At 44.3% G+C, this 18,566-nt stretch carries 16 protein-coding genes; 8 read left to right on the top strand and 8 right to left on the bottom strand.

From position 1 onward, the window contains the following. Window positions 1-56: 56 nt before the first annotated feature. Window positions 57-1,508, bottom strand: a complete 1,452-nt coding sequence (gene focA / locus AK966_RS07975; protein ID WP_099077718.1) for a formate transporter FocA — start codon at window positions 1,506-1,508, stop codon at window positions 57-59. Window positions 1,509-1,794: 286 nt separating this feature from the next. On the opposite strand from focA, the gene AK966_RS07965 reads away from it, so the two are divergent. After that, window positions 1,795-2,700: a LysR substrate-binding domain-containing protein gene (locus tag AK966_RS07965; RefSeq protein WP_099077719.1), complete on the top strand. Its 906-nt coding sequence runs from the start codon at window positions 1,795-1,797 to the stop codon at window positions 2,698-2,700. Window positions 2,701-3,002: 302 nt separating this feature from the next. Then, window positions 3,003-3,269 carry a DUF1097 domain-containing protein gene (locus AK966_RS07960; protein ID WP_099077720.1) on the top strand — a complete coding sequence of 89 codons (267 nt, stop codon included), beginning with the start codon at window positions 3,003-3,005 and terminating at the stop codon, window positions 3,267-3,269. Window positions 3,270-3,382: 113 nt separating this feature from the next. On the opposite strand, the gene AK966_RS07955 is transcribed toward AK966_RS07960, so the two are convergent. Then, on the bottom strand, window positions 3,383-5,017 hold the full coding sequence (locus tag AK966_RS07955; protein WP_099077721.1) for an ATP-dependent endonuclease: 1,635 nt from the start codon (window positions 5,015-5,017) through the stop codon (window positions 3,383-3,385). Window positions 5,018-5,525: 508 nt separating this feature from the next. Here AK966_RS07955 and AK966_RS07950 point away from each other — a divergent pair. The 3 genes from AK966_RS07950 (at window position 5,526) to AK966_RS07940 (ending at window position 9,289) form a co-directional block, all read left to right on the top strand. Then, the gene (locus AK966_RS07950; RefSeq protein ID WP_099077722.1) at window positions 5,526-7,265 is read left to right on the top strand and encodes a bifunctional UDP-sugar hydrolase/5'-nucleotidase; all 1,740 of its coding nucleotides are present in this window, start codon (window positions 5,526-5,528) and stop codon (window positions 7,263-7,265) included. 535 nt (window positions 7,266-7,800) lie between these two features. Next, window positions 7,801-8,820, top strand: coding sequence for a TerC/Alx family metal homeostasis membrane protein (locus AK966_RS07945; RefSeq protein ID WP_099077723.1), 1,020 nt, complete (start codon window positions 7,801-7,803; stop codon window positions 8,818-8,820). 277 nt (window positions 8,821-9,097) lie between these two features. Continuing rightward, complete coding sequence (locus tag AK966_RS07940) at window positions 9,098-9,289, top strand: hypothetical protein (RefSeq protein ID WP_119463903.1); 192 nt, start codon at window positions 9,098-9,100, stop codon at window positions 9,287-9,289. A 100-nt stretch (window positions 9,290-9,389) separates the two neighbouring features. Here AK966_RS07940 and AK966_RS07935 read toward each other — a convergent pair whose 3' ends face one another. The 5 genes from AK966_RS07935 to AK966_RS07915 all read right to left on the bottom strand — a co-directional run bounded on the left by AK966_RS07935 (window position 9,390) and on the right by AK966_RS07915 (window position 15,348). After that, complete coding sequence (locus tag AK966_RS07935; RefSeq protein WP_119463984.1) at window positions 9,390-10,295, bottom strand: homocysteine S-methyltransferase family protein; 906 nt, start codon at window positions 10,293-10,295, stop codon at window positions 9,390-9,392. A gap of 166 nt (window positions 10,296-10,461) precedes the next feature. Continuing rightward, window positions 10,462-11,019 carry a PhnA domain-containing protein gene (locus AK966_RS07930; RefSeq protein WP_099077725.1) on the bottom strand — a complete coding sequence of 186 codons (558 nt, stop codon included), beginning with the start codon at window positions 11,017-11,019 and terminating at the stop codon, window positions 10,462-10,464. 316 nt (window positions 11,020-11,335) lie between these two features. Beyond that, window positions 11,336-11,545 (bottom strand): YgdI/YgdR family lipoprotein, encoded by a 210-nt coding sequence (locus AK966_RS07925; protein WP_099077726.1) that lies wholly within the window; start codon window positions 11,543-11,545, stop codon window positions 11,336-11,338. Between the two features lie 137 nt (window positions 11,546-11,682). Beyond that, entirely contained in the window at window positions 11,683-14,091 is a 2,409-nt protein-coding gene (locus AK966_RS07920) for a VolA/Pla-1 family phospholipase (protein WP_119463902.1), read from the bottom strand. 21 nt (window positions 14,092-14,112) lie between these two features. Continuing rightward, window positions 14,113-15,348, bottom strand: a complete 1,236-nt coding sequence (locus AK966_RS07915; RefSeq protein WP_099077728.1) for an outer membrane protein transport protein — start codon at window positions 15,346-15,348, stop codon at window positions 14,113-14,115. A 411-nt stretch (window positions 15,349-15,759) separates the two neighbouring features. On the opposite strand from AK966_RS07915, the gene AK966_RS07910 reads away from it, so the two are divergent. Further along, complete coding sequence (locus AK966_RS07910; protein WP_182852620.1) at window positions 15,760-16,788, top strand: site-2 protease family protein; 1,029 nt, start codon at window positions 15,760-15,762, stop codon at window positions 16,786-16,788. A 78-nt stretch (window positions 16,789-16,866) separates the two neighbouring features. Here the strand turns inward: AK966_RS07910 and AK966_RS07905 are convergent, their stop codons facing one another. Beyond that, window positions 16,867-17,655: a M48 family metallopeptidase gene (locus tag AK966_RS07905; protein WP_119463901.1), complete on the bottom strand. Its 789-nt coding sequence runs from the start codon at window positions 17,653-17,655 to the stop codon at window positions 16,867-16,869. A gap of 193 nt (window positions 17,656-17,848) precedes the next feature. Between AK966_RS07905 and AK966_RS07900 the strand changes: the two genes are divergently transcribed. Further along, a complete protein-coding gene (locus AK966_RS07900) occupies window positions 17,849-18,283 on the top strand; it encodes a hotdog fold thioesterase (protein WP_099077730.1) in 435 nt (144 codons plus the stop codon). A 6-nt stretch (window positions 18,284-18,289) separates the two neighbouring features. Next, a complete protein-coding gene (locus tag AK966_RS07895) occupies window positions 18,290-18,523 on the top strand; it encodes a DUF3389 domain-containing protein (RefSeq protein ID WP_099077731.1) in 234 nt (77 codons plus the stop codon). Window positions 18,524-18,566: the final 43 nt, after the last annotated feature.

Genomic DNA, 18,566 nt, shown 5'->3' with positions numbered 1-18,566 from the left:
TCATAACCAAGAGCGCTTTTTATTTTGTACCAACTTGTTTTGATAGTTTGTCGTGTTTATGCCGTTTCTAGGACTTTTTCTTCAACTAGATTTAGACGCTCTCCGTAAACAGGGCGTAGTGCTTGTAGAACCTCGTTACGAGTAATGACACCGACCATGTGGCCATTTTCTAGGACAGGCAGTACTTGTGGCTTGCTTACTTTCATGCTTTTCACTCGTTCTTCTAGAGAAAGAGAGGTAAAGCGAGTAGCCATGCCCATGCTTGTTGTTGGGTATAGTTGCTCTTTATCAATACATAGGAATTCAACAACATCCACCAATTGGTCACTTGCATCGATTGCGACAACGTCACGACTCATCAAATCCACCACTTTTTGCTCTTTAGCAGGGATGTAATCTTGGCACCACAATTCAACCATTACATCGTGGGCTGAGAAGAAACCAACCAAACGGTTTTCGATGTCAATAACTGGTGCGCTGATTAGATTTTGGTCCAATAGGGTATCTAGTGCGGTTGATACTGGCATTTCTACGCTCAGAGTCACTGGACTCGGGTTCATGATCTCTTTTACAATTGATGCGTTTTTCATAGTGCTTTCCTTAACTGACGTGAGTGTTGTAGTGGTTGTGATGGATGAAATTTTTGCTGCTTTTAGTTCTGGTCGACGATAGATACACCAGTTAGCTAAGCCAACTAATACTCCGCCACCAATAATGTTGCCCAGCGTCACTGGAATTAGGTTGGCAGTGATAAAGTGTCCTACATTGAGGTCTGCGTACTGAGCAGCCGACACGCCAACGGAAGTCCAGAATGATTCCGGTGCGAAATTCGCGATAACGATACCTAGCGGTACCATGAACATGTTGGCCACACAGTGCTCAAAGCCACTGCTGACGAACATTGCCACAGGCATGATGGTCATCGCTGCTTTGGTCATTGCATTTGCAGAACTGAACGTAAGCCAGATTGCTAGACAAACCAATAGGTTACATAGAACCCCTAGGGCAAATGCTTGTACCAATGTGTGGTGTAATTTGTGCTGTGCAATATTTAGTGCGTTTAAACCCCATTGACCAGCATCCATTTGGTATAAGCCTGCTGCGCTGACTAGGGCGAGCAAGAACATGGCCCCGATAAAGTTACCGACATAAACTTTGCCCCAAATCGACAACATCTTGCCAAACGAAATTTGTTTGTTGGCCCAAGAGATACTGGAAAGTACTGAGCTGGTAAACAACTCACCACCGCAAATAACGATGAGAATCAACCCCATACTGAATGCTAAGCCACCGGCCAAACGGTTAAGGCCCCAACTGGCTTCTGCACTCCCTGTTGTCACTGTGATGTAAAACAAGAATGCTAGACCGATGAATGCGCCAGCCATGATGGCTAAACCCAGTGTCATGCCGCTGGTTTTGTTCGCTTTGCTAAGGGCAAACTTCTCGGCTTCAGCCATCATTTCTTTTGGAGAGAAATATTGATGATTTTGAATGCTGGTCACCGTCATGTTGACTCCTTAGTTTGTGGTTTCATAGAAACTCCTTGGTTAATGAAATCGAGGTGTTTGTTGCGCTCGAAAGTGAAGGTGTTATTTGTTTTTGTTGCGGTGTTCCCGAACCGCATATCCAGATTACGCAGCTGAGCAGTAGAGGTAAAATTGATAATATTTAGAATCCTCATCAAATTATTTGATATGTTTTTCAGGCTAGGTAAAATGAACTTTATTGCGTATTAACGCAGTTATTTTTTGGGGACAGGAGTATGGGAAATACTCGCTGATTAGGGAGGACACTTTGCGCTACTCACTTAAGCAATTAGCGGTTTTTGACGCAGTTGCAGACACCGGCAGTGTAAGCCAGGCCGCGGATAAACTGGCTCTGACACAATCAGCGACAAGTATGTCGCTTGCGCAATTAGAAAAAATGCTTGGAAGGCCTTTATTTGAACGGCAAGGCAAGCAAATGGCGTTAACGCATTGGGGGATGTGGTTAAGGCCAAAAGCGAAGCGTTTGCTGCAAGACGCGCTGCAAATTGAGATGGGCTTTTACGAGCAGCATTTGCTCAGTGGACACATCCGACTAGGGGCAAGTCAAACACCAGCAGAACACCTCGTTCCTGACCTTATCAGTATCATTGATAACGATTTTCCAGAGATGCGAATTTCGTTAGGTGTGCAAAGTACGCAAGCAGTTATTGATGGTGTACTGGATTACAAATACGATTTGGGCGTGATTGAAGGCCGCTGTGACGATAACCGTTTACACCAAGAGATTTGGTGTCGTGACCACCTTACTGTAGTTGCAGCGTCTCACCATCCCTTTGCTCGTAACGATTCTGTCAGCCTAGCTCAGTTAGAGCATGCGAAATGGGTACTGCGAGAACATGGCTCTGGTACTCGAAAAATTTTTGATAGCTCTATTCATCATCTTATTGAAGACTTAGATGTATGGCGCGAATACGAACACGTACCCGTGCTCCGTAGCTTAGTTGCGAATGGACAATATTTGACTTGCTTACCGTACTTAGATGTAGAACGTTACATTGAAGCAGGTGAATTAGTCGCGTTAAAGGTTCCTGAGCTAAAGATGGATCGTACTTTATCGTTCATATGGCGAGCCGATATGGCGGAAAACCCGCTAGTAGATTGCATCAAACGTGAAGGTTTACGCATGATGAAGGGCAAACCTTCCGTGTTTTAAGTCATTTTCAACCTGATTTTTTAAAGGCTCTGTGTTTTTGCAGGGCCTTTTTGTCATTTGTTTTCCTGTTCGGTTCGGTTCGATTCGTTTTGATTTTATTATTTCCAAAATCTGTTGTTTTAACGATTGCGTCAAATGATCCATGCAAATGATAAAGCATTCTGCCACTTGGCGTGAACAGTGTCAGCAGTGTCACCAAATTGATGGGATAATAGACCTAGTATTGTCTGCCTGATTTTATATGTATGAAGGCAGTATTCGAACCATAGTGGTACGGTACTGACCAAGCGGGTAAGAATACCATGACAATACTTTTAACAATTGCAATTACAACAGGTATTCTGTCCGGCGTTTGGGGCTGGATTGCTATCACCTTTGGCCTACTGCCTTGGGCTGGTTTTCTCGGCTGTACTAGCTACTTTGCATCCCCGACGAGTGGTTTGAGAGGGTTGGCAGAAAGCTTAATCATTAATATGACAGGCGTGTTTGGTTATCTCATGAAAGCCGCAGGGCTTTGGCTACATGCGAAATCAGCGACTACTTCTTCGCTTTCCGAGCAAGTTCAGTAGTACCCCCGATATAATTTGTATCTATCGTGTATGGAGTTTGAGTTTATCCCGCTTAAATACTGGTAATCAAAATTACTGATTCTTGATACGAGCACACCCACATGGTGTGTTTTTTATGTGTTGCCGTTAGCCATTGTGACAACCCGCTTGAGCGTCCAACGTAACAGGACGGGTATGCACTCTTTGCCTTGTTTTTCACAATGAGAGACGATGGCTAAGGCGAGATCAGGCTTTGCTTGTTTCTTTAATACTCGATTGACAACTTTCTTTGCCGGTATTGGATGATCGTGAGGAACTTTGATGATGTCCTTGAAGAAAATTTCGAACCCATGGTTGTACAAGAAATGTTCGATGTCTTTGTCTGGTAGCTCTGTTAAGCGGTGGCGCTCTTGGTCATGAGCGAGCATTGACCTTACAGTATGAGCGTATTTTTTACCTGCCTGGTCACCATCAGTAACCACATGCCAATCAATATCAAATGCTTTTGCAACTTTGATTAGAGATTTTAATCCTGATTGCGCAAACTCGACGATCTGAACGCCTTCGGCGGCGAGATCGTAGCCACATTGACGTGCTAGTTCGTTAAACAGCCAAACTTCGGTTTCGCCTTCGACAAGTAACCAACAGCGAGCGAAGAGCGCTCCAGCCCGATGGAATCGAATATGAAAGCCAATCCGACGGAGTTGATCAACGCTAAACCTTGATGGATTGAGCGACGTTGCGTTTGTTCTGTCAGATAAACGCACAAGGCGACGTATCGAAGACAAAGGAACAGAACCCAGCAAGTGTGCACTGTTTGTTGTTAAGATTTTCTGCATTGGTAAGAGCTGTAACAATCCCCAAGCCCGTGATAGATGAGTGGGGTGCAAGCGACCTTCGGGATCTTCAATGATCAAAAGAGGGCGGGCGCACCGTCGCAAGTCAGTGGGCCCCTTTGCTTGAAGAAATGCGTTGAGTAACCCCATCAACAATAATCGTGTCTGTTTATTATTCGTTGCTTGTAAAAACTGCTGCAACCCTGTTTCTGAAGAGGGGTTGGCGTAAAACATACCATCGCGTGGCTTTCTTGGATCGCCTCGATAGTTTGAACGAAAAGAGAAATAGTGCTCAACTAAGGTTTGCATTGAGTCAAGGCTGCTGCGGATCTCGCCTTTATTGACGTGCCCAGGCATCGCGAGTAAACGGCGGCATGTATTGCTAATGCGCTTCTCGATGCGTGTATTTTTACTGTCGCCATTGACATGCTTTGGATGAGTAAAGCGGCGAGAATCACGCAAGCGGATCACTGGATGCAATGTCATCAACTCTACCGCCAGTTTTTCAGTGTGATGCAGTAATTTAGGCTCACCGTTACAATCAAGAAATGCGTATTTGGTTTTTATACTTGCGCCTTCTCTTGATGCACTAATGCGATAGTAGATCACATGCTCATTGTTTTCATTGATACACCAAGTGGGCTTGATTCGGCGATAGCGACCAGCGTTTGCTTCTTGTTTATCCTGAGCTTTGAAACACAAAATGATTTGTAAATGTTGAGTTTGTGGGTGAGAAATGGAGTAATCGACGTGGAAGTCGGTCATTTGGAACTGACACAGAGTGCCATCAGCGGGAAGAACAAGAGACAGCGCATCCAGAAGTGAAGATTTACCCCAAGTATTTTCACCAATTAAAGTCGTCAGTTCGTCAAAAGAGAGTGCGAGGCGCTTAATTCCCCGAAACCCAGAGATTTCAACTCGTTCTAACCTCATCACTCTTCTCCTTGCAATTATTTGAATTATTGTGATTTCTTGAGTCTTCCCTAAGCATATATGAATTTAATATTGCTGGGTTACGTTCAGTTCACAAAATGATTAGCACTCAATTTAACAACAAAGACTGCTTTATCCGGGTGTCACTTTCATCATGGTGTAGCAAAGTAATAATGATAACCAAAGAACCTCGAGGTGCTTGGTGCAGCGAGAATCACTTGGCAGGCAGGCAGCGATTTGAAGCTCGAATGTTTCTAAATTGAAATTGTGTTAACGATGTATGCAAACCAAGGCAACTCACCATTAGGGAGCGTGTCACTACAACAGCACTTTCTTTGTTAAATCGCATCGTCATACAACTTGGAAATAGCAACTATGATCTGAATCCAGCATCTTAAGTCACTTAGGTAGATCACTTAAAAATGAAATCAAATTTTCTATGTTTCATAAAATTCATGATTCTGTCATGATTCGCTTCTAATAATTATAAGGAATGAAAAGAGAGAAGATGATAATGAATAAAAATCATAAGCCAATCAGACTGAAATTGGCACACATCAATGACACACATTCCTACTTTGAGCCAACGTCATTACAGTTAAAGCTAAACGTGAATAGCGATCATTTCCTTGAACCATATGTGAGTGCGGGGGGCTTTTCTCGTATTGCGACTCGGGTAGAGCAGTTGCGAGATGACGCTCAACGGCAAGGACAAGGTATGCTGTTTTTACATGCTGGAGACTGTTTTCAGGGGACGCTTTACTTTTCATTGTTTAAAGGAATCGCAAATGCAGATCTGCTCAATGCTTTACAGATAGATGCCATGGTATTGGGCAATCACGAACTTGACATGGGTAATGAGCCTGTCGCGCTGTTCTGTAAACGCACTGAATTTCCATTGCTTGCCGGTAACTGGGATCTATCGAATGAATGTCAACAGAAGTGCCATCGCCTCAACAATTGTAGTAACGTCCTGAGCTATCAAGCGGAAACGAAAAGTGCGCAATTTCTGGTGAAAGAGTTCAGTGGAGAAAAGGTGGCTATCTTTGGCCTATCCATTGATAAAATGAGCGATATCGCAAATCCTGATGCCGACACGCCATTTGTTTCGGCAATTGAAACGGCAAAGTGGACAGTGAAGCAGATTCACAATGCAGGGATCAAAAACATTATCCTACTTAGTCATTTGGGCTACGAAGGAGATTTAGAGCTTGCTGCTCAAGTCGACGGTATTGGGATCATTGTTGGTGGACATAGCCATAAGTTACAGGGTGACTTTACAGCGGTCGGTTTAGGCGAAGATGACCCTTATGGTAGACGAGTAAATGACACCTACGTTGTGCAATCGGGCTTTCACGCATTAACCATCGGACATTGTGTCCTGGAGTTCGATGAAAATGGTAAAGCGACGATGTTAAGCGGCCAAAATGAGTTGTTATTAGGACGTCGAATATTCTGGGACTCAACATTAAGCGAACAACTAGACCGAGGCATGTTTGAAACTGCTTGTGATTTTATTCATGGTCAACCCAATGTAGTCGTGTGCAAAAAACACCCACAGATCCAAGCAATTCTTAACGACAAATATATCCCTAGAGTGCGTCAATTGCAGTCCCAAGTGATTGCACATGTTGATGCTAAAAAGCGACACGTGAGAGTGCCAGATGCGTTCGGTGGTAGCGATATAGCACCAGCGGTTGCACGTTCTTTTTTATATAGTTTGAATAAACGTGGTCAGCAGGTGCAATTTGCCATTCATAACGCAGGTGGAGTGCGAACGTCACTGAACCCAGGTAACATTACCGTGGCAGATGTTGCCGGTCGATTGTTGCCATTTGCCGTGCCGATCGGTTGTTATGACGTGCAAGGTGGTACAATTCGACATGCGTTAGAGGGCGCAATCAACAATGCGCTTAATAACGGTGTTGAAGGGACAGGGTCCGGCAGTTACCCATACACGCATAATTTGAGTTTTGATTATAATGCTGAGGCACCACGAGGTGAGCGTATAAAGAACCTTCAAATCTTTGATGGTCAACACTGGGATCATGTTCAAGATGAGCAATGGTATCGCGGTGCATCTTCCGCCTATACAATGAAAGGTAAAGAGGGCTACGAAGCACTACTTGATATGAGAGGTGAAGGAGTCATTAGCAATCTCTCTATGGCCGATTGCTTTATAGAGTTACTGACTGATGAGCCAAATTGTTTGAATCAAGATCATAAATTGTACTCGAAGAGTAAATAACCAATGTAGTTGGTTCCATTTTTGCTTTCTTTGTTGTTGCGGAACGTGAATGGAAGGGAAGGGAGCATGTGGAATTCAGATTGGGCAGATGCCGCAGTGGTCGTTGCTTGGATTGCTGTATGGTCTACGTTAGTTTATTTAGTACCTATTAACGGTTTTTAATTGGCTAACGTCATTGTGAAATGAGGAGCACCAAAAGTGCTCCTTTTTTGTTTTTTATAACAATGAATTCATAGAAATAATTGACGGCACGATAGGGATTCACGTTAGGTATCGATAACTATTTTTTGTTGGAGATCGAGGTTTGCAAGCGTATGATGGCGGCGTTTGGGGAGTAGTTAGCGCAAGTTTACTTATCGTCATCTCGTTAAGCGTCAGCTTATCCGGTAAGTAAAGGTGTCATTTGATTCGTCAGGTGATCACTTCAACGAGACCAACGCATTCATTGAACAGCGGGCACATGGCTAATGTGACTGCTAGTTTTTATTGTCTGCGGAAGGTCAACCTGAATATGTCCTTCCGCCTGGGAGGAAGCATGTCTCTTATCGAAAATACCACCCAATTAAGCCAATCCGTTGCAATGCAAGAATCACTGACGATGTACGGTGTATTCGGCCTATTTACTTTAGTTTTGGTTGCCCTTGATATCTATCAAACTCGCGGCGACACAGTAACCATGAAAAAGGCCATCGGATGGAGCATATTCTGGTTCCTGCTAGCGTTTGTCTTTGCAGGCTCTATCTACTTCTTTTGGGATTATTACGCGCCTCACAGTGGTTACACTCACGAAAAAGCAACGGTCTCTTTCTTAACCGGCTACTTACTTGAAAAGTCGCTGAGCGTTGATAACTTGTTTGTATTTGCGATTATCTTTGCTCAATACAAGGTGCCGGAACATTTGCGTCCTCGCGCTCTACTATGGGGGGTGATTGGTGCACTTGTATTGCGTGCAATCATGATTGCGGTTGGCGCTCAACTGCTAGCCCAATATCACTGGGTACTTTACCTATTTGCTGTGTTTCTAATTTGGACTGGTATCAAACTGGCACGTGATAAAGGCGAAGAAGAAGAGGTGAACCCATACCCAGAGCAGTTCATCCGCAAATTCTTACCAGTAACAGAAGAGTATCAAGGTAAACACATGATCTTGAAACAAGCTGGTAAGTGGGTAGCGACACCTATGCTGATCGTGGTTGGTGTGATTGCAGTAATGGATGTGATGTTTGCACTGGACTCAATTCCTGCAATCTTTGCAGTCACTCGTGAACCTTTCCTCGTGTTGGCTGCGAACGTGTTCGCACTGTTGGGCTTACGTTCTTTGTACTTTGTACTTCAAGCAATGCTGGATAAGTTTGTGTATCTAAAACCGGCACTGTCAGTGATCATGATGTTCATTGGGGTGAAGATGTTGTTGGTTGGCACACATTACGAAATTCCAACCGCTTGGTCACTAACGTTCTTGGTAACGGTAATGACAACCGCAGTTATTGCTTCTATCTATAAGAACAAAGAAACCAATACCACTAGCGTTAAAATTACTAATCAAAATCTTTAATGATTTTGTGGATTCAAAAACCTCAAAAAAGTTTGTGGTTAAAAATATGTTGCTTTTTAACTTGGCTCTATAGACGTAAGTCCAAGTTATTCAACTAAAGATTCGCCCTGGTGAATGGATATGCATGAAAGTTGTTTTTGTATTCGTGCAGTTTGTAAGTGATTTGTTTGATTAGAAAAACTAATCTGAATAACCAAAATTTGTCATTTTTTGCTCAGAGAAAAAATGACTAATATACAACCAACGAAACAAATTACTGCTTTTAAGAGAGGCAATCATGGCACAAGCAATGCAAATGATAAATGTAGCTTTACCAACCTCTATGGATAAGAAGACCTACGCGGTTAACTTCAAAGGATTGATTGCTCACTTACTGGATATTCTTTTCGTAGATAACTCTGCACCTCGCAGTTACTATGCAGAAGACCTATCTGTACACATTCAGAAAGACATCGGTATGTACCGTTAATCTGAATGAAAAGCGAATTAAAAATGCCGGCTGAATCGCCGGCATTTTTGTATCTGCAATTTACACTTCCACTAAGGAGTCGTGCCCGCTACCTTTGCTCTTAAAGGGAGCGTTTCCAATCAGACAGAGCTTTGATGTGTTCTGGACCAATGCCGCAGCATCCTCCAACAACGCTTGTTCCGCGCAGGTGCCATTCTTGCGCGAAAGCTAGGTATTCCACTGGTGACAGTTCTCGCATCGATTGCAATGCGCTGTTGGCTTCGTGGTCAGATTTGATTGCCGTAAAGTTATTCGCATAAACGCCAATCGCTATATCGCTCCCATGTTTCTGCAAAACCGCTTGAGTTTCGCTGACGGCTTTTGCCATCACTTCTGGTACAGAGCAGTTGAAGTAAATCCCAAACGTATTCTGATTTGCCAAGCTTTGTGCAATATGCTCGATTGCGAGTGTGACAGTTTCTCCTGAGCGTAGAAGCGCCGTCTCCAATGCGCCATCACTAAGAGAGAAGGCGTACGCTACAGGCTTGTTGTTATCTTTGAATACCTTTTGTAAGCATTTTAGTTCTTCTATGCTGCAAATGGTCTCTGCTATCCAGATGTCGACGAACTCGTCTTGAGCATTAAGTAAAGAGCGGAAGATTGCTTCGCCTTCCACTGGTTCGAAGAGGTCAGGGCGGTAACTACCAAATACTGGTGGAATACAACCTGCCACTTGAACAGAGTTCGGCGACTTATCTGCACATTCACGTGCGATTTGGGCGGCAAAGCGTGCTAGCTCTCTGCCTTGTTGAGCGTAAAGGCGTTGTCCTAGATGAAATGGTACACAAGCGTAACTGTTGGCGATAACGATCTCTGCACCAGCCTGGATAAAGTTGTTGTGTGCTTGGTAAACAAATTCTGGCGATTCAATCAGAGCTTGCGCGCTCCAAAGCGGTTGAGAGAATGGGGCGCCCATGCGTTTGAGCTCTCGTCCCATGCCGCCATCAAGGATAGTTAACTTCTTCATACTACAATCCATCTTATTTTTTCCTTTTAGAACCTTAATCGAAAATGGTTACGAGCGAAAGCGGCGAATCACGTAGATTAATTGGATAAGGAGAAAAAGAGAGGATGCAAAAACGAAAACGGGGTTCCAATTGGAACCCCGTTTAATATCGAAAATAATGTTGAGATTACTTCTTACGGCAGTACTCAGCGATCACGTACATAGACTGACCACCGTTTGCCTTACCTGAAACAAGTTTAGGATCATCACCAAGGCTGATACCGCGAATAACAGTACCTTGCTTAATTACTTGGTTTGTCCCTTTAACTGGTAGGTCTTTGATTACTGTTACGTCGTCACCTTTTTTCAGTTCAGTGCCGTTGCAGTCAACCGTTTTATCGTCAGCAGACATACCTTTCATCGCCCAGTTCATTAGCTCTTCTTCCATGTACATCATGTCAAGAGCGTCTTGAGCCCAGCTTTCGGTGTTTAGGCGAGTTAATTGGCGCCATGCCGTTACTTGAACAGCAGGAACCTGACTCCACATGCTGTCGTTTAGACAACGCCAGTGGTTAATGTCTTTAGGTTCTTCGATCTCACCGTGGCACTTGTCACAAACCATGATAGCGGTATCAACGGTGACGTGGTCGTGTGGTGGTACCGCGTATGCGGTTAATGGAGATTCAGAAGAACACAGTTCACATTTTGACTCGCAGCGAGCAAGCAGAGTAGCTTCGATAGACATAAGGACTCACCTTAGTAATGTTATTTCGTGGCGGTATTATCCACTTTATCTTGAGAAATAAAAGCGTGTTAGCGAATTAAAGACTAGATTTTACAATATTCCAACCTGAATAGGTTTAAGATGTAAATTATTGGCTAAACAATTAATGCCAAGAATATAAATAAGACAGCCAATTACTTTGAATGACGAATTGATTTCATCGCCACTTTCTCCAGTCATGAGCCAACCATTGGCTTGCGAGCAGCCTAAGAATACCTTCCACATCAGCAGAAGGCATGCGGTACCCCCAAAATCTTAAGGCAATTTAGGCATATCATTAACGTTCTATAATTTGCACAATTTCGTCTTTAGCAATGCTCATTTCTTTACCGTCTACATCCTCATACTCATACATCCCAGTCTCTTCATTAAGATCAGGCTTTCCATAAGAGGTGATGACCTTTCCTTCATTTGTTGACATAAGATATTGGCTGCTGCCGCATGCGGCGAGGAGTAGTGCAGTAACAATAACGGTCAATATGCGCATATCGCTTCCTTTTTTAAACGAGTGAGTTAGATATATAAAGACAACGATTTAACTATAGCAGAGGAAGTATGAGTGGGCTTTGGTGATACAGAAAGCAAAAAGCCCAGTCGAAACTGGGCTTTGTATTCAATGAAGGATTACTTCAACACAGACGTGCTTGTTACACCTGAGAGCGCGTCATCCACTAGGAAGTCCGTATTTTCCATCTGCATTTCTACGTGATGATCAAAGTCAGCCAGTGTTCCTGCTGGAGAAGCAAACGTGCTGTGCGTTGCCGTCGCATTAAACTGAACAAAGCTAGCAGATGGGGACACAGCTGTGTTCGAACGGTTTACCGTGGTTAGGCCCAGCTTCGCTGCTAGAGGCTCAGTGCCGGCAAATGGTGCATTGGCAACGTTATTCGGAACCGTATCGTCACCATCTACTTCTGTCATGAAGAACGGTGTTGATAGTGAGCCAGTAGACATCAGGTCACTTGCATTGGTGAATGGATCAACGGTATCAAGCGTTGTTTGTGCAGCATAGATAAAGCTAGAGAAGCCAGAGTGAAGTGCTCTAAGCTGATCTTCAGTTGCCACTTGTTCAAACGCCTCGTAACACGCTTTATCTGATAGCTCTGCACAAGATGCATCTGCGTAGCTCGCGTAGTCTGCTGATGCTACGTAAGCTAGGTTATGTTTGATCTGCGGGCCAAAGTTAGACGAACCAAGCAGTAGGTTACCAATTTGGCCACCTGCGTTTTGGATTGATGCACCACTAAATGTGTACAACGCGTCTGCCGTTGGGCTACCCAATGTGTTGTTTGCAGCTGCAACCGCTGAAGTTCCAACGATACCGCCCAGTGAGTGACCAAGCATCTTCACTTTTGAGCCTGCCATTGGGTTAAAGGCTTGAAGAGGGGTGCTCGCTAGAAGGCCCGCTTGTGCTGAAACCACTAAACTCGCACGAAGACCCAGTACATCAAGCACGCTTTGACGAAGGTTGTCACGTGCCACAGCTAGGTTAGACAGGTTCAAGTAAGCCAATACATCCGCGTTAGCAGAGCGTTGTTCGTCTAGACTACGAGTACCATGGATTGGTAGGTCGATAGCGATAACCGCAACGCCTGCTTTCACCATGTTAAACGCGAAAGAATAGGCGTTCTCTTTTGCCGAAGTAATACCGTGTTGGTAAATCACAACGTCTGTTGGCGTTCCTGTTTCTGGCGTAAATAGAAGAAACTCAACGTCTTCTAATGACTTAACAACAGGGACTGGCGAGTAGCGAGTAATAATACGCTCGCTGTCTAACCGGGTGCCGCTCGATAGAAACAACTCAGAGCCTACCAATTTTAGTTGTTCTGTTGGGTCAGTAGCAAGTTTCGTTACATCAACAGGATCATCAGCGAAGATACCAGTAGATAGCTGTTGGACCATGTTTGCTTGCTCATTAGGATCGGCCAATGCAGCGCTCAGTTTCGCAAGGCTAGGCATTGCAGATACCATAGGCTGCATGTTCCAATCCGCACCTTTATCAAGGTAATGTGGAAGCCTTACCACACCTTGAGTGACATTGACGTTTACCGCTGAGCCAGCATAGAGACCTTTAATCGCTGTTTTAGCTGCATCCAAGTCACTGATGTACTTGTTGAAGTCTTCGTCTGCATCAAGTGCTGTAACGAAATCTTGAGTCGTACCCAGCGACATAGTGTATGCAGTCGCGAGGTCAACAGCACCATCACTTTCATCGTTCTTGTAAACGGCGTTCAGCGTATTAGCACCTGTTGCGAAGCCCGTCGCGGTCACACCTTTTACTGCGGCAAGCGTGTCACCCACTGACTGAGTACTAAACCATGAAGAGTAAACGATGTCTGCCGGGTTAACGCTTGCAAGACCAAAGATCCCTTCTACCGCCTTCGTCACTGCTTGGACTGAAGCTAAATCGCCACTCTCGTAAATAATCTCGTTAGACTTGCCAGTCGCATAGCTGTTGGAAGTGCCAATTGGATTACCATTTACATCCGAGATTGCCTGAGTTGCGGCGAAGATATATTCACCAGATTCATCGAGAGAGTTCATGAACTGAATGTATAACGAGTTACCGCGTGCTTGAACAACAAAATCCGTACCTAGCGTTAGAACTTTTTCGATTGGATTAGAAGTGCCGTCCCAGTCTGTTAAGCGCTGATTGATCTTGATAACACTGACGCCAGAAGTCACAAGGCCATCTGCAAAACCGTCACCATTAAAGTTGAGCACAATTGGCATTGAGGTCGACCAGCCGTCCATCGTATTCATTGCCGCGGCTGGGTTAGTTAGTGCGTCATCGCCATTAGTTGGGAGGCCAAGCGTTCCGTCTGATGAATCCATTAATAAGTATGATGGAACTGGTACATCGGCATTCGCCCCTTGCAGTGTAAAGCTAATCGACGTGTTGCGATCAAGCAGTGCCTGAACCGCAGGCTCAAACGTTACGGTATCAGAAGTGCCAGAGCTAGAGGTATTGTCACCACAACCAGCAAGTAGGATCGCAGAACAAAGCAGTGATAGTTTAAATGTATGTTTCATTGGCTTACTCCATTAATCCAATTACTTGAATGTGTAGTTCATCTGTACAGCACTGATGTATGCCGCTCCTTCTGAATTAAAGGTAATTTCTTGATCCAGAGCATTTGTTTCAGTAAATGACCCTGATTTACTCTTAACGAACGCAAAACCGGCATCAAAAGTGAGGTTTTCACGCATTGCATAAGTCACGCCTGCGCTGTACCAGAAGCGATCGCTGTCAGGGATGCTCAATGTCGCTTTACCCGCTTGCTCGTCATAAGCGATACCTGCGCGCAGTGTCCATTCGCTATTCAGGGTGTAAGTGCCACCAAATGAGTAACGGTTGTTGTCTTCATATTTTTCAGGCTTGTAGAAACAAACGCCGTCAGCACAATCTGAACTCGTTGCTTTGAGTTCTTTAAAGGTGCTCCAATCGGTTTGTTGCCAACCGTAGTGGATAGCCCATTGCTCATTGAGTTGGTGGAATGCGGACAATTCGATGATCGATGGGAGAGAGATTTGTAAACGTCCATCAACTTTTGGTGCGGTAGCAATGCCGGAGTCATAGCTACTGAACTCACCGTTATCGAAGTCAAGGTCAACTTGTGAACGATAACCAAACCCGAATCGGTTGCTTTCGTTGAGCTCGAAGAGAGCACCAATATTCCAGCCCCAAGCAAATGTATCACCGACCATGCCAATCAATTTGTCTGATTTTTTCCCACCCAAGACACCAGCGAGTACGCCTTTGTGACGAGTGAGTTCTGCATGTGCATAAACAAGATTAATACCACCACCGATGCTGAATTGCTCGTTGATACGGTATGCAACGTTCGGGTTGATGTTGACAGAAAGTAGGGCGGTATCGCCTGCCATGTCACCAGCAGAGATATCATCCGGGTAGTCGGTAGCTACTCCATAGGTGGTGAACATGCCAATACCCCAAGCCCACTGGTCATTGATTGGGCTGATGTAATAGCCAGCAGGGACAACTTGTAGAGGGGCAACGTCATCAGCGTGTTCGTCATGAAAAGTATCATAAACGTTTACTTCCGGATCGACGATAGAAAGCGCTCCAGAGAACTGAGCTTCTTTAAAAAGAGTCATTGCAGCAGGGTTACGCGCTAGAACGCTTGCATTATCGGCGACCGAACCTTCACCGGAAAATGCCCGACCAAGACCTGATGCTGAGTGCTCAGCAACCTGAAAACCTGCAGCATGGGCTTTACACGCTAACAATATTGAAATTGTAAGCAGAGAGCAGTGCTTCTTGTTCATCCTTGACCCTCCTAGGGTGTCATTATGCTAGACCGAAGTCTTTGTAATTATTGGGTGGCGAGTACATCAGCGTTTATGGAATAGACTTACAACTCTAATGTAACGGATATGTTAATTGTCCATATGCTATTTTGTCAAAGATTGCACACCTTTTACGTTTTAAATATGATGCATAGGTCAAGTGATGATTTTTAATGTTATGTTTTTAAGTGAATTTTTTATCTAGATTGGTTAGACCAGATTTATTTTGACACTTTAACGAGAAATGAAGTTAAAACACGTCGAGTTAACATGCTTTGTGTTCTTTTTTATTGCAGGCATAATTCGCACTTTGTGTTTGTCGCATTGGAAACCGCGTTGGAACTACTACACATAGAATTTTTAGGAAGATCGCTTAGGCTGGAAGGCTCAATGGCGGGGTGGCAACAACTTTTTTGGGATAACACTCTGGTGTCCCAAATCGATGCCAGTGACGATGAGTCAGGTGTTACTCGTCATCAGTTTACATTGTCAGCAGGCGAAGAGGTTTTACACTGTCAGCTTGACTGTGAACTAAATTGGCAACCCTTTGACTTTTCATATCAAGTATCAGTCAACGATGTTCCGGTAACAGAAGGGGGACGCAATGAAAAAGACATCGAACGCCAAGTACCAGTTGAAGCCCCACCAGCAGAAAAGCGGTTCAGCTTAATTGGACTCGTTTCCCTTGGAATGAAGGCGCTAAAAAGTGCCAAAGTAATAAAGGTGGCGTTGGCATCTGCTAGCTTAGCCGCCTACTCATGGCTGTTTTCTATTGAGTTCGCATTAGCGCTTGTGGCGTGTTTAGTCTTTCATGAATACGGCCACATTCGGGCGATGAAGTATTTTGGCATGAAAACCAAGGGCATCTACCTTATTCCGTTTTTAGGTGGTTTAGCCTTGAGTGATGAGAAGATAAATACGCGTTGGCAAGATGTGGTTATCTCCATCATGGGACCGTTTTTTGGTTTGGTGTTAAGTATTGTCTTTACCGTGTTGTACTGGATGACTGGTGAGATGATCTTTGCTGGCCTTGCGGTATTTAATGCTTTGCTAAACCTCTTCAATCTCTTGCCAATCCTGCCTTTGGATGGTGGTCATGTACTTAAGAGCATCACGTTCTCGATGAATACATGGGTAGGGCTGGCTGGAAGCATTGTTGCTGCTCTGCTTGGTATCTATATCAGTTATACCTTTGGTTTAACGCTGCTAGGCTTCTTATTGATGATGGGGATGCTAGAAGTTGTGATGGAGTGGCGAACGCGGCACCATAGTCATTTACTGCCGTTAACGCGATATGGTCAACTGTTCTCTTTTGCTTGGTACCTATTCTCTGTGGGTGGGTTTATTGCCATCATCTGGTATTTTGCGGGCTTAGGAGACAGCTTACTCAGCTTGCCATTGCAAATTCTTGGTACCTAAGAAAAATGAAAAGCGCCATTATGGCGCTTCTTTTTATCTTAATCGGTCTTTGTTTATCAACCAAAATCACCCCAAAAACTAACCGCATTTAGGTGCTTTTACATTGTAAGCTGGTAATGTTTTGATCGTTGCTTGCAACTCTTTGATGCGCGTGTTGTGGGATGGGTGAGTTGAAAAGAATTCAGGTGGTTGTGAGCCACCAGAGGCTTTACCCATATTTTTCCATAAGTCCACACTTTGATTTGGGTCGAAGCCCGCTTTTGCCATGAACTCAAGGCCGACAATGTCCGCTTCTGACTCTTGCGTTCGTCCATATGGCAGGATGACTCCGTATTGGACACCTAAGCCAAGTGCAGACATGGTCAACTGTTGGTACTCTTTGTATTCTGAAGCGCCTAACGCAACGTTTGCTAGGGATAGACCCGCGTTCGCCAGTTGGCTTTGAGAAAGACGCTCGTTACTATGATCAGCCAAGACGTGCGCTACCTCATGGCCGATAACTGTTGCTAGTTGATCTTGGTTTTTGGCAACGTTTAGTAGACCAGTATAAACACCGATTTTTCCGCCGGGAAGAGCAAAGGCATTGACCTGGTTACTGTCAAACACGACAACCTCCCAATCTTTAAACCCCGCTTGAGGAGGAATGGTATTGGTGATCCGTTTCGCAACGCACTGAACATAAGCGTTCACTTTTTTGTCTTTGTTTATTGGGATTTCTTTCTTCATTTGCTCGAAAGAATTTGCGCCCAGTGATGACATCTCTTGATCGGAAAACATCAAGATTTGGTTACGTCCAGTGGGTGAAGCACTGCATGCAGTAAGCCCGGCAATGGTCAACAATGTCGAGGCTTTAATCCATGTCCTCATAATCGGCTCCCTATATATTTTCTGTGTTGTTACAGTAGAATAGCGTTAACAAGTGAGATGTTAAGGTATTTAAATTGAGTAGGTCAATATATCACTTTAGCTTGAAGCCTATCTAGAAGAAAGACTATCCTGAGCACGCTTGATAAGGGTGAAACCGCCAGTCCACAACTAAGTTTGATAAGAGCAAACAAAAATGAGTATTTGGAAAAAGCCAATAAACTTGGACATTCTTAACGCGACGTCCAAGAATACAATGATGGAACATTTACAAATTGTTTATACCGATTTTACGAACGACTCACTCACCGCCACGATGCCGGTTTGTAGTTTTACCCATCAACCACTTGGCATGCTGCATGGCGGAGCATCCGTCGTTTTAGCGGAAACGCTTGGCTCTTTAGCGGCGAATTTCTGTGTTGGTGAGGGCAGTTACTGTGTGGGATTGGATATTAATGCTAACCACGTTCGTGCGATGCGAAGCGGTAAGGTGGTTGGTACCGCAAGACCCGTTCATTTAGGGGTGTCGACCCAAGTTTGGCAAATCAATATCACGGATGAGCGAGAGCGTTTGGTTTGTACTAGTCGCCTGACCATTGCCGTTAAGCAGCAAAAGACAAAGGCAGAATAAAGACAGATGGTTATCGAATTCTCAATTGGAAAAATCATTGCAACACAACGAGAAATTGTCATCAAGTTGTCAGGCAATAGCATGGTGACGTTGCAAGCGCAAACGGATGCGATTCAGTTACTAGGGCGTGGGGCCAACGTTGTGCTAGCGCATGGCGCAGAGAGTAAATGGTCAATTAAGCTTGATGATGAAGCGCAATTACGCCAAATAGCACAAGAAATTGGTATCGATATTCAATAATTTAGCTATCGATGTTTGCACTTTTTGCCAAAAATGAGGAAAC

It is taken from the genome of Vibrio sp. PID23_8, from assembly GCF_003584965.1.
GTDB lineage: Bacteria > Pseudomonadota > Gammaproteobacteria > Enterobacterales > Vibrionaceae > Vibrio.
Note: the sequence above shows the minus strand (reverse complement) of the source record. Positions and strands in the feature narration are given on the sequence as shown.

Excerpts from the sequence above, each read along its gene's own strand:
- AK966_RS07945 (WP_099077723.1), top strand. The coding sequence starts at position 7,801 with ATGTCTCTTATCGAAAATACCACCCAATTAAGCCAATCCGTTGCAATG.
- AK966_RS07915 (WP_099077728.1), bottom strand. The coding sequence starts at position 15,348 with ATGAACAAGAAGCACTGCTCTCTGCTTACAATTTCAATATTGTTAGCG.
- AK966_RS07920 (WP_119463902.1), bottom strand. The coding sequence starts at position 14,091 with ATGAAACATACATTTAAACTATCACTGCTTTGTTCTGCGATCCTACTT.
- focA (WP_099077718.1), bottom strand. The coding sequence starts at position 1,508 with ATGACGGTGACCAGCATTCAAAATCATCAATATTTCTCTCCAAAAGAA.
- AK966_RS07905 (WP_119463901.1), bottom strand. The coding sequence starts at position 17,655 with ATGAGGACATGGATTAAAGCCTCGACATTGTTGACCATTGCCGGGCTT.
- AK966_RS07955 (WP_099077721.1), bottom strand. The coding sequence starts at position 5,017 with ATGAGGTTAGAACGAGTTGAAATCTCTGGGTTTCGGGGAATTAAGCGC.
- AK966_RS07895 (WP_099077731.1), top strand. The coding sequence starts at position 18,290 with ATGGTTATCGAATTCTCAATTGGAAAAATCATTGCAACACAACGAGAA.
- AK966_RS07930 (WP_099077725.1), bottom strand. The coding sequence starts at position 11,019 with ATGTCTATCGAAGCTACTCTGCTTGCTCGCTGCGAGTCAAAATGTGAA.
- AK966_RS07935 (WP_119463984.1), bottom strand. The coding sequence starts at position 10,295 with ATGAAGAAGTTAACTATCCTTGATGGCGGCATGGGACGAGAGCTCAAA.
- AK966_RS07900 (WP_099077730.1), top strand. The coding sequence starts at position 17,849 with ATGAGTATTTGGAAAAAGCCAATAAACTTGGACATTCTTAACGCGACG.
- AK966_RS07910 (WP_182852620.1), top strand. The coding sequence starts at position 15,760 with ATGGCGGGGTGGCAACAACTTTTTTGGGATAACACTCTGGTGTCCCAA.
- AK966_RS07960 (WP_099077720.1), top strand. The coding sequence starts at position 3,003 with ATGACAATACTTTTAACAATTGCAATTACAACAGGTATTCTGTCCGGC.
- AK966_RS07940 (WP_119463903.1), top strand. The coding sequence starts at position 9,098 with ATGGCACAAGCAATGCAAATGATAAATGTAGCTTTACCAACCTCTATG.
- AK966_RS07925 (WP_099077726.1), bottom strand. The coding sequence starts at position 11,545 with ATGCGCATATTGACCGTTATTGTTACTGCACTACTCCTCGCCGCATGC.
- AK966_RS07950 (WP_099077722.1), top strand. The coding sequence starts at position 5,526 with ATGATAATGAATAAAAATCATAAGCCAATCAGACTGAAATTGGCACAC.